Genomic DNA, 13060 nt, shown 5'->3' on the forward strand with positions numbered 1-13060 from the left:
CCCAGTTACGCACCCCGCCTCGCGCGGGACGGTCCATGCGGGGCGGACACCCCGGTGCGACAAGGTCGCGCACGGACGGCGTCCCACTCGGGTGGGGGTCCACCGTGCTTACGCGCTCCGCGGTGCACGGGGGAGTCCATGTGGGCGGGGCGGCATGCCCCCCGTGGCCAGGTCGGGCACGGACGGCGTCCGCTCGGGTGGGGGCCACCGCGCTTACGTACTCCGCCCCGCACGGGGTGGGGTCCTGCGAGACGCCGGGCGCGCCCGGTGCCGGCTCTAGCCGCCGCTCTCGCTGCAGTCGGTGCCGCTGCGGCACGGCGGTTGTTCCCACACGTGGTCCGGCCGCGCGGGCGGGGGCGCGGTGTGGCGCTCGTACGCGAACGAGCCCAGGACGCCCACGGTGAGCACCACGGCTGCCAGCGCCTGCGTCCAGGTGGTCACCCACATCCGGGCGCGGCCGCAGAAGACGGCAACGACGAGCGCGACGGCCCCCGCGGCGCCGGCGCCGATCAGCATCTGCGCCCCGTAGGACAGCCCCTCCGGCTCGCGGCCGCTCTTGTTGTCCGCCCATGCGTTGATGCCGACGACGAACCACACGCCGACCACCACCGTTGCCTCGACGAGGAGCGCGGCGAGTGCTGCCAGGACGTCGGCGGCAAGACGGGGACGACTGCGAGCGTTGCTCATGCCTGCACACTGGCGCCGGCGCGCGCGGGGCGCATGAGTGCGCGTACTCAGATCGGCGAAGACCGCGAGATCCGCTGCCCCCGCCGCCGCTAGCCGTGCCAGGAGCGCCAGAGTGCCGCGTACGCGCCGTCTGCCGCCACCAGTTCGTCGTGGCTGCCCAGTTCGGTGATCCGGCCCTCCTCGACCACCGCGATCACATCCGCGTCGTGCGCGGTGTGCAGCCGGTGGGCGATCGCCACGACCGTACGGCCGTCCAGGACGCGGGCCAGCGAGCGCTCCAAGTGGCGGGCCGCGCGCGGGTCGAGCAGTGACGTCGCCTCGTCCAGCACCAGCGTGTGCGGGTCGGCGAGCACCAGTCGGGCCAGCGCGATCTGCTGCGCCTGCGCAGGGGTGAGCGCGTGGCCGCCGGAACCGACCTCGGTGTCGAGGTCGTCGTCCAGCGCCCGCGCCCAGCCGTCCGCGTCCACCGCGCCGAGCGCCGCCCACAGGTCGGTGTCCTGCGCGCTTGTGCGGGCCAGCAGCAGGTTGTCGCGCAGGGAGCCCACGAAGACGTGGTGCTCCTGGTTGACCAGCGCCACATGCGCGCGCACCTGCTCGGCCGGCATCCGCGACAACTCGGCGCCGCCCAGGGTCACTTCCCCCGTACGCGGCGCGTAGATCCCCGCGAGCAGCCGTCCGAGGGTTGACTTTCCGGCGCCCGAGGGACCGACCAGGGCCATCCGCGTTCCCGGCGCCACGTCCAGCGTCACCTTGTGCAGTACGTCGACGTCCGCCCGGTACCCGAAGTGCACCGCGTCGGCGCGCACCGCACGCCCGTCCGGCGCCACCTTCGCGTCACCCGCGTCCGGCTCGATCTCCCGTACGCCGACGAGCCGGGCCAACGACACCTGCGCGACCTGGAGTTCGTCGTACCAGCGCAGGATGAGGTTGACCGGGTCGACCAGCATCTGCGCGAGCAGGGCGCCCGTCGTCAGCTGTCCGACGTTGATCCAGCCCTCCAGGACGAAGACGCCGCCGATCAGCACCACCGAGCAGAGGATCGTCATGTGGGTGACGCTGATGACGGGGAAGAGCACGGTCCGCAGCCACAGCGTGTACCGCTCCCACGCCGTCCACTCCCTGACCCGCCGCTCCGACAGGGCCACCCGGCGCCCGCCGAGGCGGTGCGCCTCGATGGTCCGCCCCGCGTCCACCGTCTCGGCGAGCATCGCGGCGACCGCCGCGTACCCCGCCGCCTCCGAGCGGTACGCCGACGGCGCCCGCTTGAAGTACCAGCGGCACCCGATGACCAGCACCGGAACGGCCACCAGCACCGCCAGCGCCAGCGGCGGCGCGGTGACGGTGAGGCCGCCGATCAGCAGCCCCGCCCACACCACCCCGATGGCGAGCTGCGGCACGGCCTCGCGCATCGCGTTGGCCAGCCGGTCGATGTCGGTGGTGATGCGCGACAGCAGATCACCGGTGCCCGCCCGTTCCAGCACGCCCGGCGGCAGACCGACCGCCCGTACGAGGAAGTCCTCGCGCAGGTCGGCCAGCATCTCCTCGCCGAGCATCGCGGCCCGCAGCCGCATCTGGCCGGTGAAGAGCGTCTGGACGAGCAGGGCGAGCGCGAAGATCGCCGCCGTACGCTCAAGGTGGAGCTCACGCGCCCCGGCCGCCAGATCCTCGACGAGCGAGCCCAGGAGGTAAGGGCCCGCCATCGAGGCGATGACGGCGACCGCGTTGAACGACACGAGCACGGCGAACGCCCTGCGGTGCCGCCGCATCAGCTCGCTCACGTACGTCCGTACGGTCGCCGGACTGCCGACGGGCAGAGTCGGCAACAACCCAGCCGACTCCGGTGCCGCCGGGTCGTACGTCGGTGGCGCCACGCCGATCATGCTGATTCCTCGATTTCTTCCAGTACGGGTACGTCGGCCTGTTCCATGGCCCGCGCGCTCTCGGCGCTCGCGGCGTCCTCGGCATCTGTCTCGCGGGTGACTACCGCGCGGTACCGCGCGTCGGTGCGCAGCAGTTCGCGGTGCACCCCCACCGCGGCGACCTCGCCCTCGTGGACGAGCACCACCCGGTCGGCCTGGTCGAGCAGCAGCGGCGACGACGCGAAGACGACGGTCGTACGCCCCGTCCGCAGCCGCTTCACGCCCGCCGCGACCCGCGCCTCGGTGTGCGAGTCGACGGCCGAGGTCGGCTCGTCCAGGACCAGCACCTCGGGGTCGGTCACCAGCGAGCGCGCCAGCGCCAGGCGCTGACGCTGGCCGCCGGAGAGTGAACGCCCGCGCTCCGTGATGCGGGTGCGCATCGGGTCGTCCGTGCTGTCCGTCGACGCCTGGGCGAGCGCGGCCAGTACGTCGTCGCACTGGGCCGCGTCCAGCGCGTCCGCCGCCGCCACGTTCCCCGAAGCCGGTACGTCGAGCAGCTCGCTCAGCGTGCCCGAGAGCAGCACCGGGTCCTTGTCCTGGACCAGGACCGCACCGCGCGCGGTGATGAGCGGCAGGTCGTCGAGCGCCACCCCGCCGAGCAGCGCCGAAGGCGGCGCCGCTTCACCGGTGGCGGGGTCCGTGGTGGCGTGACCGCCGAGGCGCTCCGCGAGCACGCCCGCCAGGTCCGGGTCGCCGCACACGACGGCGGTGAGCCGGCCCGCGGGGGCGAGCAGTCCGGTGGCCGGGTCGTACAGGTCGCCGGCCGGGGTCTCCTCGGCGGCGGAAGCCGCCGGGTCACCCGGCGCGTACGCCGTGCGCTCCAGCGCCAGCACCCGCGCGGCCCGCTTGGCGGACGGCCGCGAGAAGGAGTACGCCATGGCGATCTCCTCGAAGTGCCGGAGAGGATAAAGCAGCAGCGTCACCGCGCTGTAGACGGTGACGAGTTCGCCGACCGCGATCCGGCCGTCGAGGGTGAGCTTCGCGCCGTACACCACGACCGTGATCAGCAGCAGGCCCGGCAGCAGCACCTGGACGGCCGAGATCAGCGCCCACATGCGGGCGCTGCGCACTGCCGCCTTGCGTACCTCCTGCGAGGCGCTGCGGTAGCGGCCGAGGAACAGGTCCTCGCCGCCGATACCGCGCAGTACGCGCAGGCCCGCGACGGTGTCGGACGCCAGCTCGGTGGCCTTGCCGGCCTTCTCGCGCTGGGCATCCGCCCGCCGGGTCGCCTTCGGCAGCAAGGGCAGTACGGCCAGGGCCAGTACGGGCACCCCGATGGCCACGACGATGCCGAGCGCGGGCTGGTAGACCATCAGCCCCACGCACACGACGACGAGCGTGAGCGCGGCGGCGGCGAAGCGTGAGAGCGCCTCGACGAACCAGCCGATCTTCTCGACGTCGCCGGTGGAGACCGCGACGACCTCGCCCGCCGCGACCCTGCGGGTCAGCGCGGACCCCAGTTCCGCCGTCTTGCGGGCCAGCAGCTGCTGCACGCGTGCGGCGGCGGTGATCCAGTTGGTGACGGCGGTCCTGTGCAGCATGGTGTCGCCGAGGGCGACGGCCACACCCAGCAGGGCGATCAGCCCGGCGGCCAGTGCCAGCCGGCTGCCGGATCTGTCGACCACGGCCTGTACGGCGAGCCCCACGCCCAGCGGCAGGCCTGCCACACCGAACTGGTGCAGCAGGCCCCAGGAGAGCGACTTGAGCTGCCCGCCGAGCTGGTTCCGCCCGAGCCAGTAGAGGAATCGGGGACCGGACCGGACGTCGGGGACGCCCGGATCGGGATACGGAAGATCGCGAATCTGCATGACGTCCCACGGCTCGGTGTGCTTGCTTGGGTTGGCTTGGGCTGGCGAAACCGTGCAAGGTTCGCGTTTTTCCACCTGAAATCGCAATCGATTTATGGGCGCCGGCACACAGAACGCGCCAAGATCCAACATCTCGCTCTGGTGCTCCGGGCCGTCCCACGCTTCACTCCTGACGCATGAGACGACCAAAAGTCATGTGCGTGCTCGCCGCCCTGGCCCTGGCCGCCGGATCGGTGTTCGGGGCGGGCCAGGCCGGAGCGGCCACCGCCGCAGCTGAGCCGCCCGTCGAATTCGGCCGCGACTGGCACGATCCCGTCACCGCCGCGCCACCCGTCGAGACCCCCGGCACCCGGTCCTGCCACGTCACCGTCGCGCAGGCCCAGTTCCGCGACTTCACGCCGTACCGGGGCGGATACGCGCCCCCGAAGGACTGCGGCGACCGCTGGAGCAAGGTGGTGCTCCGCCTCGAAGGCAAGGTCGCGGGACGGCAGTACGACCGCCTCGGCTACCTGCACATCGGCGGGGTGGAGGTACTGCGCACCTCCACCCCGCAGCCCTCTCCCGAAGGAATCGCCTGGTCCGTGGAGAAGGACGTCACCCGCTACAGCGACACCCTGCGCCGCGAACAGCCTGTCGAAATGCTCATCGGCAATGTCGTCAACGAGACGTACACCGGCATCATCGACGTCAGGGCGACCCTGACCTTCTACGCCGCCGAAGGCCGCACCAAGCCGGCCGCCAACACGCCGGACCGCGTCCTCACCCTCGACGGCGGGGACTCCCTCACCACCCCGCGCAACTCCGAACGCATCCTCGCCGAGGTGTACGCGACGGGCTCGGGCGGCGGCTGCGAGGAGTACTGGTACCTGTCCGTCCCCGAGGAGGCGCCGTACTCCTGCAAGACCCCGGACGGCCCCTACCGGGAGGTCCAGATCAAGGTCGACGGGCAACTCGCGGGAATCGCGGCGCCGTTCCCGACGGTGTGGACGGGCGGCTGGTCCAACCCCTTCCTCTGGTACGTGATCCCCGGCCCACGCGCCTTCGACATCAAGCCCATCCAGTACGACCTGACGCCCTTCGCGGGCAGGCTCAACGACGGCCGCCCGCACCGTGTGGAGGTCTCGGTCGTCGGTGTCCCCGAGGGGCGGACCGGCTGGAGCACGCCCGTCAATGTGCTGGTGTGGCAGGACAAGGGGAGCAAGGTGGTTACGGGCGCGCTGACCCGGCACGACAACGGCTCACCGGCCAACTCCTCCACGTACACGCCGGGTTCGGAATACCGCCTCGACACCAAGGGTGGTCACCGGCTCACCGTCTCCGGTCATGTGAACACCTCGCACGGGCGCGTCGTCACCACCGTCGACCGGAGGCTTACCAACACCTCCGTCCACCGCTGGACCGACGGCGAGAAGCTGGACGCCCTCAAGGGCAGGTGGACGGACAACGAGACCGTCACCACCGACGGCCGCGGCCCGGCCACCGCCGTGCGCGCCCACCGGACGTACACGATGGACGGCACGACCACCCTCGGTGCCGGCGACCGGCTGCGTACCGTGCTCGCGCTCGGCGACCGTGCCGACACCTCCACGGAGCGCGGCGGGAAACGGGTGTCCTGGTCTCGGTTCGACGACGCGTACGAGGGCGACGCGACGTACACCGCGAACGTCCCGCGCGACCAGCGGCACGCGGTCGGCACGTCGAGTGAGCGCTACCGGCTGTACGGGACGGCGGGCTGCTACGACCGGAGCATCAAGACGGCGCAGGGAACGGTGACGGAGGACCGGCTGCGCTGCTGACCGGCGGTGCCCGGTCGGTACGCGGCCGGGCACCTACCAGATTACTTGCAGGTATGTAGTGACTTCACAAGCCAGCAGCAGTAGAACCTGTTCCCATTCACCTGAGAGTGAGGAACATCACATGACTGCCACTGGCGGGCGTGGTGCCGGTTCCAAGGGCGTCTCGCGTCGTGGGTTCATCGCTGGAACTGGTTCCATTCTGGGGGGCGTTGCCCTCGCCGGGCACGCCCCGGCGGCTCGGGCGAAGGCCGCCCCCGCTGCCGCTCCGATCGCCTCCGGGGCTCACGTTCCGGTGCTGGTGATCGGTACCGGATACGGCGGCTCGGTCGCCGCTCTGCGTCTCGCCCAGGCGGGCGTCGACGTGCACATGATCGAGATGGGCATGTCCTGGGACAGGCCCGGTCCGGACGGCAAGATCTTCGCCAACACGACCAGGCCGGACTACCGGTCGTTCTGGCTCCGCACCAAGACCAAACAGCCCCTCAGCAACTTCCTCGGCTTCCCGCTCGACAAGGACGTCCCCCGCCACACCGGCATCCTGGACGCCGAGGACTTCAGCGGCATCACGGTCTATCAGGGCCGCGGCGTCGGTGGCGGGTCGCTGGTCAACGGCGGCATGGCGGTCACCCCCAGACGCGAGAACTTCGGCTCCGTCCTCCCGACGGTCAACGCCGCCGAGATGTACGACGTCTACTACCCGCGCGCCAACGCCGGGCTCGGGGTCAGCTCCGTCGACCCCGCCTGGTGGGAGAGCGCCGCGTGCTACCAGTACGCGAGGGTCGGCCGGAAGCACGCCCAGCGTTCCGGTTTCCCCTTCGTCTTCGTGCCCAACGTCTACGACTGGGAGTACATGAAGCAGGAGGCGGCCGGAGCCGTCCCCACATCGGCGCTGGAGGGCGAGGTCCTCTACGGCAACAACCACGGCAAGAAGTCGCTGCTCCAGACCTACCTCGCGAGGGCGACGGCGACCGGCAAGGTCACCATCTCGCCGCTGCACAGGGTCACTTCGGTCACCCCGGCGGCGTCCGGCGGCGGCTACACGGTCGTCATCGAGCAGATCAACACCGGCGGCGCCACCACGGCCACCAAGAGCGTGAGCGCGGACAAGGTCTTCTTCGCGGCGGGCAGTGTCGGCACCAGTAAGCTGCTGATCAAGCTCAAGGCGACCGGCGCGCTGCCCGGTCTGAACGACGAGACCGGCAAGGGCTGGGGCGACAACGGCAACGTCATGTGCGGCCGTGCCAACCACATGTGGGACGCGACCGGCAAGCTCCAGTCGTCCATGCCCACGGCCGGCATCGACAACTGGGCGGCCGGCGGCGCGTTCGCCGAGGTGGCGCCGCTGCCGACCGGGATCGAGACGTACGCCTCGTTCTATCTGTCGATCACCAAGAACCCGCACCGCGCCGAGTTCTCCTGGAACGCCGCGACCCAGAAGGCGGACCTGAACTGGCAGACCGCGTGGAAGCAGCCGTCCATCGACGCAGCCAGGACGATCTTCGACAAGATCAACGCGAAGGAGGGGACGATCTACCGGACCGACCTTTTCGGTTCGTACAAGATCTGGGGCGATCACCTCACGTATCACCCGCTCGGCGGCGCTGTGCTGAACAAGGCCACCGACAACTACGGCCGTCTTCACGGTCACCCCGGCCTGTACGTCATCGACGGCTCGCTGATCCCCGGCAACGCCAGTGTCAACCCGTTCGTCACCATCACCGCGCTCGCCGAACGCAACATCGAAAGGATCATCGCTACCGATCTGTAGCGATCACGCACACGGTGTCGAGGCCCAGCACGTGGTTGAGCCGGCCGAACGCGAGCCAGGAGCCGATGCTCATGCTCAGCTCCACGATCTCGCGCTGGCTGTAGTACGCCGTCATCCGCGACCAGAACTCGTCGTCGAGGCCGTGGTGATCCAGGGCGTACCGCTCGGCGTACTCGGCGGCCAGGCGGGTGCGGTCGTCGAAGGCGTCGGTGGTGCGCCAGTGCGTCACCGCGTCGGCGAACTCCTCCTCGACCTTCTGTCCGTCCCGTTCGGTCCGCCAGTCGAGGCAGAAGGCGCACCCGTTGAGCTGCGCGATCCGCAGGCGAGCGGCCTCGAACTCGCGCAGCCCCAGGGCGGTGTGGGCGTACACCGCGAGGGAGAAGTTCGAGGCGGCGGGCCCGATGCCGGGGACCATCTCGCCCCACACGTACTCGATCGCGTTCTTGCCCTCGGGGATGTCGATGTTCATCGCTGGCTCCTTCCGAGCTTGCCGACGGCGGGGCGCAGGGGGACGTCGAGGGCGTCGTAGAGTCCGGGCTTCGCGTCCACGAGCCAGTCGATGGCGCCCACCAGCCGGCCGACCGCGGTGGCGTTCCCGCCCGCCGACCGGTTCTCGCCCTCGTCGGTGGCTTCGACCGTGACTTCGATGCGCGGGCGGCCCTCGATGATGACCCGATGCGCGCCGGCGCCGTCGGGCGGCGCCGGCCAGTCGGGTGCGCAGGACGGGTGGATGCGGGTGACGTGCTCGATGACGATGCGGGGTTCGCCCGCGACGATGCCCTGCACCTCGAACCGCACCGCGCCCTGAGTGCCTGCCTCGAACTCGCCCATGGTTCGCGTGGTCACCGTGGCGTCGAGCGGGCGCCGGGCCATGGTCTCGCGGATCTCGTCGAGTTCGGCGCCGAGCGCCCTGGCCATCAGCCGTATCTGCCCGCCCCACACCATCGTCGGGACCGTCGGTGCGAGCATCAGCGGCTCGTAATCCATCGGCCGGCCCATGCCGACCAGATCGCGGACCGAGTCGGGCTGGTCGTAGGTGGAGTAGTCGAAGATCTCCTGGCAGCGGATCACGTCCACGGTGGTGGCGAGTCCGCTGATCAGCAGGGGCAGTACGTCGTTGCCCCAGCCGGGGTCGACACCGGAGACGAACAGCGAGCCGCCGCCGTGCGCGACGGCGGCCAGCACGGGCTCGCGCAACTCGGGCGGGGCGGCTCGTTGGTCGTAGAGCGCGTACATCGCGGGGGTGACGACCACGGCTCCGGCGCGGATCGCCCTGACGATGTCGGCCAGGGCCTCGTCGGGGCGGAGGTCGCCGGACGCCGCGTACACCACGGCGTCGGGGCCGGCGGCGAGCACCGCGTCGATGTCGTCGGTCGCCGCGACCCCCAGCTCGTGGCCGAGCCCGCCGAGATGCCCCGCGTCGCGGCCGACCTTGCCGGGGTCGTGGACAAGAACGGCCGCGAGTTCCAGCGCCGGGTGGGCGTCGACGGCACGGACAGCCGCGCGGCCGACGTTGCCGGTGCCCCATACCACCGTGGAAATCATGCGGCGGAGGGTAGCGCGAGGTCCCTTCGGTTCCCAGGCATGTGACCGTAAATAAAAGGGAGTTATCCGGCCAGGCCGGCGGGGCGGGTCACGCGCTCCAGCTCCAGCAGTACGGACCGGTAGGCGCGGCCCGTCGCGTGTTCCATCCCCACCTCGCACATCCGGTTCGCGCTGAGATACGCGTCGTACTCGCGCACCCCGACCTCCGCCGCCTCCCGCGCCGTCGCCGACTCCGTCAGCTCCTTGTGCAGCATCCCGCGGTCGCCGGCGAACGCGCAGCAGCGTACGTCGTCCGGTACGACGACTTCCTCGGCGCACGCCTGCGCGACGGTGCGCAGGTGCTCCTCGTCGCCCAAGTGCCGCATGGAGCATGTGGGGTGCAGGACGGCGGATTCCGCCCTGCGCAGCACCGTCAGACGCGGCAGCAGCTCGTCGGCGGCCCAGACGACCGAGTCGACGACGGTCAGCTCCGCGTGCAGCTCGCGGTTGGCTTCGGTGAGGTACGGCACCACCTCGTGCGCGATGCCCAGCGTGCAGGACGACGCGTCGACGACCAGTGGCAGCGTGCCGCCGGCCGTCCAGCCCCAGGCGGTCTCGACGATGCGGTTCGCCATGACCGTGGTGCCCGCCGCGTAGCCCTTCGAGTGCCAGATCGTCGCGCAGCACGTGCCGACCACGTCACCGGGGATCCACACGGGCCGTCCGGCGCGCCGCGACACGGCGACCACGGCTTGCGGGAGCGAGGGCCCCCGACAGCCCTCCGGCTCGCCGAAGACGCGGTTCACACAGGCCGGGTAGTACACGGCGTGCGCGCCCGTGCGCGCGGTGCGGGGGAGGGGCCTGGCGGCGGCGCCGGGGAGCTGCGGCAGCCACTGCGGCACCAGGTCCGGGCGTACCGCCTTACGGGCCAGGCCCGTGACCGCCTGGAGGAGTCGGTCGCCGGCGCGGTCCGCGGCCGCCACGGCGAGGCGCGCGGACGCCTCGACGGCACCGAAGTGCCGGGCGGTCAGCGCCGCGATCCGTTCCTCGCGCGGCGAATGCCTGCGGTGCCTGAAGTCCTTCATCAGCGCGCCGGTGTCAATACCGACAGGGCAGGCGAGCTTGCAGGTCGAGTCCCCGGCGCACGTGTCCACCGCGTCGTACCCGTACGCGTCGAGCAGCCCGTCCTGGACCGGTGAACCTGCCGGCTGGCGCGTCATCTCCCTGCGCAGCACGATGCGCTGGCGCGGAGTGGTCGTCAGATCGGCGCTCGGGCAGGTCGGTTCGCAGAAGCCGCACTCGATGCACGGGTCGGCGATCAGCTCGACCTTGGGGATGGTCTTGAGGCCGCGCAGATGCGCCTTCGGGTCGCGGTCCAGGACGATGCGCGGCGCGAGCACTCCGTCGGGGTCGATGACCTGCTTCGTACGCCACATCAGTTCCGTCGCCTTCGCTCCCCACTCCAGCTCCAGGAACGGCGCGATGTTGCGGCCGGTGGCGTGCTCGGCCTTGAGCGAGCCGTCGAAGCGCTCGACGGTCAGCCGGCAGAAGTCGTCCATGAAAGCGGCGTACCGCGCCACGTCCGCGGGGTCGGCGGCGTCGAAGGCCAGCAGGAAGTGCAGATTCCCGTGCGCGGCGTGACCCGCGACGGCCGCGTCGAATCCGTGCCGGCTCTGGAGCCGCAGGAGGGCCTCGCAGGCCTCGGCGAGCCGCGACGGCGGTACGGCGAAGTCCTCGGTGATCAGGGTCGTACCGGCGGGGCGGGCGCCGCCGACCGCCGTGACGAACGCCTTACGGGCCTTCCAGTACCCGGCGATCGTCTTCGCGTCCCGGGTGAACTCATTGGTCACCGAGGCGACCGGTACGACGAGTTCGAGCCCGCTCAGCACCTCGGCCGCGGCCCGTTCGTACGTCGCGAGACGCGCCTCGTCCGGCGCCCGGAACTCGACCAGCAGCGCCGTCGTCTCCTGGGGCAGCCGCGCCCAGTCCGCCGGTACGCCCTCGACGCTCACCGAGGCGCGCAGCGTGTTGCCGTCCATCAGCTCGACGGCGATCGCCCCCGCGTCGTTGAAGCGGGGGACGGCGGCGGCCGCGGCGGACAGCGTGGGGAAGAAGAGCAGCGCGGTGGAGAGTTCGCGGTCCAGCTCCAGCGTGTCGAAGACGACCTCGGAGAGGAAACCGAAGGTGCCCTCGGAGCCGACCATCAGGCCCCGCAGGATCTCCACGGGCGTCGCGCCGTCGAGGAAGGCGTCGAGCCGGTAGCCGTTGGTGTTCTTGATCTCGTACTTGGCGCGGATACGGGCGGTGAGCTCCGCGTCCGCCTCGATCTCCGCCTTGATCGCCATGAGCCCCGCGCACAAGCCGGGCTCGGCGTGCGCCAGTTCCTCGTCGGCTGCCGGGTGCGCGGTGTCGACGACCGTGCCGGTCGGCAGCACGAAGGTGAGGGAGGCGACTGTGCGGTAGGAGTTGCGGGCGGTGCCCGCCGTCATGCCGGACGCGTTGTTCGCCACGACGCCGCCGATCGTGCAGGCGATGGCGCTCGCCGGGTCGGGGCCGAGGACGCGGCCGTGGCGCGCGAGGGAGGCGTTGGCCCGTACGACCGTGGTCCCCGGGCGGATCCGGGCGCGGGCGCCACCGTCCAGGACCTCGATGCCTGCCCAGTGGCGGCGTACGTCGACGAGGATGTCCTCGCCCTGGGCCTGGCCGTTGAGCGAGGTGCCCGCTGCCCGGAAGACGACCTCGCGGCCCCTGCCGTGGGCGTACGAGAGCACCGCCGAGATGTCGTCGATGTCCTCGGCGACCACGACGACCTGGGGGACGAAGCGGTACGGGCTGGCGTCGCACGCGTACCGCACGAGGTCGGAGACCTTCCACAGCACCTTGTCCGGGCCGAGGAGCGCGGTCAGCTCGCCGCGCAGCGGCTCCGGTGTGCCGCCGGCCATGGCGTCCGGCACTCGGTCGGGGGCGGGGCCGTGCGGGGCGGCGGGGCGCAGGGATCCGGGGTCGGGCTCCAGCAGAGGCAATGCGGGTCAGTCCCCTCGACTCAGCAGCGGCGCTCCGGCATTCCGTCGACCAGAGCGGACAGCAGGCCGCCGAGCACCTCGCGCTGATCGGCGTCCAATGGAGCCAGGATGTCCTCCGCGGCGTCGCGGCGCGCGGTGCGCAGGGCGCGGAGCGTGGCGCGGCCGGTGTCGGTGAGCTCGATCCTGATCACCCGTCGGTTGGTGGGATCGGGCACGCGGCGCACCCGCCCGCTCGCCTCCAGGCCGTCGACGAGCGTGGTCACGGCCCGGGGGACCACGTCGAGGCGCTTGGCGAGGTCGGCCATCCTCGGCGGCGGCTCGTGGTGCAGGTCGTAGTGCGAAACGGTGCGCAGCAGGCGTGACTGCGCGGGCGTGATGCCGATCGGGTCCATCTGCTCGCGCTGGATCCGGTGAAGCCGGCGCGTCAGCCGGAGCAGCTGCTCGGCCAGCAGGCCGTCGGCGTCTGAGGTGCTCATACCGGGAACATTATCAGGACCATGCTCATTATGAATACAGTCATTGTGAGTACAGGTAA

General features: G+C 71.3%; 9 protein-coding genes. 2 read left to right on the forward strand and 7 right to left on the reverse strand.

Annotated elements, in window-relative coordinates; all coding sequences use genetic code 11:
• Positions 1-276: 276 nt before the first annotated feature.
• The 3 genes from ABZX79_RS24410 to ABZX79_RS24420 form a co-directional block, all read right to left on the reverse strand.
• Positions 277-687 (reverse strand): DUF6234 family protein, encoded by a 411-nt coding sequence (locus ABZX79_RS24410; RefSeq protein WP_355261456.1) that lies wholly within the window; start codon positions 685-687, stop codon positions 277-279.
• Positions 688-776: 89 nt separating this feature from the next.
• The gene (locus tag ABZX79_RS24415) at positions 777-2567 is read right to left on the reverse strand and encodes an ABC transporter ATP-binding protein (protein WP_355261459.1); all 1791 of its coding nucleotides are present in this window, start codon (positions 2565-2567) and stop codon (positions 777-779) included.
• Complete coding sequence (locus tag ABZX79_RS24420) at positions 2564-4414, reverse strand: ABC transporter ATP-binding protein (RefSeq protein ID WP_355261461.1); 1851 nt, start codon at positions 4412-4414, stop codon at positions 2564-2566. The genes ABZX79_RS24415 and ABZX79_RS24420 overlap by 4 nt, the downstream gene beginning before the upstream one ends.
• Positions 4415-4590: 176 nt before the next feature.
• Here ABZX79_RS24420 and ABZX79_RS24425 point away from each other — a divergent pair, with 176 nt between their 5' ends.
• The gene (locus tag ABZX79_RS24425; RefSeq protein ID WP_355261463.1) at positions 4591-6210 is read left to right on the forward strand and encodes a peptide-N4-asparagine amidase; all 1620 of its coding nucleotides are present in this window, start codon (positions 4591-4593) and stop codon (positions 6208-6210) included.
• 121 nt (positions 6211-6331) lie between these two features.
• Positions 6332-7978: a GMC oxidoreductase gene (locus ABZX79_RS24430; protein ID WP_355261466.1), complete on the forward strand. Its 1647-nt coding sequence runs from the start codon at positions 6332-6334 to the stop codon at positions 7976-7978.
• Here the strand turns inward: ABZX79_RS24430 and ABZX79_RS24435 are convergent.
• The 4 genes from ABZX79_RS24435 to ABZX79_RS24450 all read right to left on the reverse strand — a co-directional run bounded on the left by ABZX79_RS24435 (position 7965) and on the right by ABZX79_RS24450 (position 13001).
• A complete protein-coding gene (locus tag ABZX79_RS24435) occupies positions 7965-8447 on the reverse strand; it encodes a carboxymuconolactone decarboxylase family protein (protein ID WP_355261469.1) in 483 nt (160 codons plus the stop codon). The two genes, ABZX79_RS24430 and ABZX79_RS24435, sit on opposite strands and share 14 nt — an antisense overlap.
• Positions 8444-9523, reverse strand: a complete 1080-nt coding sequence (locus ABZX79_RS24440; protein ID WP_355261472.1) for a dihydrodipicolinate reductase — start codon at positions 9521-9523, stop codon at positions 8444-8446. Before ABZX79_RS24440 ends, ABZX79_RS24435 begins: the two co-directional genes overlap by 4 nt.
• 62 nt (positions 9524-9585) lie before the next feature.
• Positions 9586-12525, reverse strand: coding sequence for an FAD-binding and (Fe-S)-binding domain-containing protein (locus ABZX79_RS24445; protein ID WP_355261474.1), 2940 nt, complete (start codon positions 12523-12525; stop codon positions 9586-9588).
• Positions 12526-12545: 20 nt separating this feature from the next.
• Positions 12546-13001, reverse strand: a complete 456-nt coding sequence (locus ABZX79_RS24450; protein ID WP_355261477.1) for a MarR family transcriptional regulator — start codon at positions 12999-13001, stop codon at positions 12546-12548.
• Between the last annotated feature and the right edge of the window lie 59 nt (positions 13002-13060).

The organism is Streptomyces sp. NPDC002994 (genome assembly GCF_040611155.1).
In the GTDB taxonomy this organism is placed as follows: Bacteria; Actinomycetota; Actinomycetes; order Streptomycetales; family Streptomycetaceae; genus Streptomyces.

What these genes read in the sequence shown, in the direction of transcription:
- ABZX79_RS24410 (WP_355261456.1), bottom strand. Translation starts at nt 687, where the DNA reads ATGAGCAACGCTCGCAGTCGTCCCCGTCTTGCCGCCGACGTCCTGGCA.
- ABZX79_RS24420 (WP_355261461.1), bottom strand. Translation starts at nt 4,414, where the DNA reads ATGCAGATTCGCGATCTTCCGTATCCCGATCCGGGCGTCCCCGACGTC.
- ABZX79_RS24440 (WP_355261472.1), bottom strand. Translation starts at nt 9,523, where the DNA reads ATGATTTCCACGGTGGTATGGGGCACCGGCAACGTCGGCCGCGCGGCT.
- ABZX79_RS24450 (WP_355261477.1), bottom strand. Translation starts at nt 13,001, where the DNA reads ATGAGCACCTCAGACGCCGACGGCCTGCTGGCCGAGCAGCTGCTCCGG.
- ABZX79_RS24430 (WP_355261466.1), top strand. Translation starts at nt 6,332, where the DNA reads ATGACTGCCACTGGCGGGCGTGGTGCCGGTTCCAAGGGCGTCTCGCGT.
- ABZX79_RS24425 (WP_355261463.1), top strand. Translation starts at nt 4,591, where the DNA reads ATGAGACGACCAAAAGTCATGTGCGTGCTCGCCGCCCTGGCCCTGGCC.
- ABZX79_RS24415 (WP_355261459.1), bottom strand. Translation starts at nt 2,567, where the DNA reads ATGATCGGCGTGGCGCCACCGACGTACGACCCGGCGGCACCGGAGTCG.
- ABZX79_RS24435 (WP_355261469.1), bottom strand. Translation starts at nt 8,447, where the DNA reads ATGAACATCGACATCCCCGAGGGCAAGAACGCGATCGAGTACGTGTGG.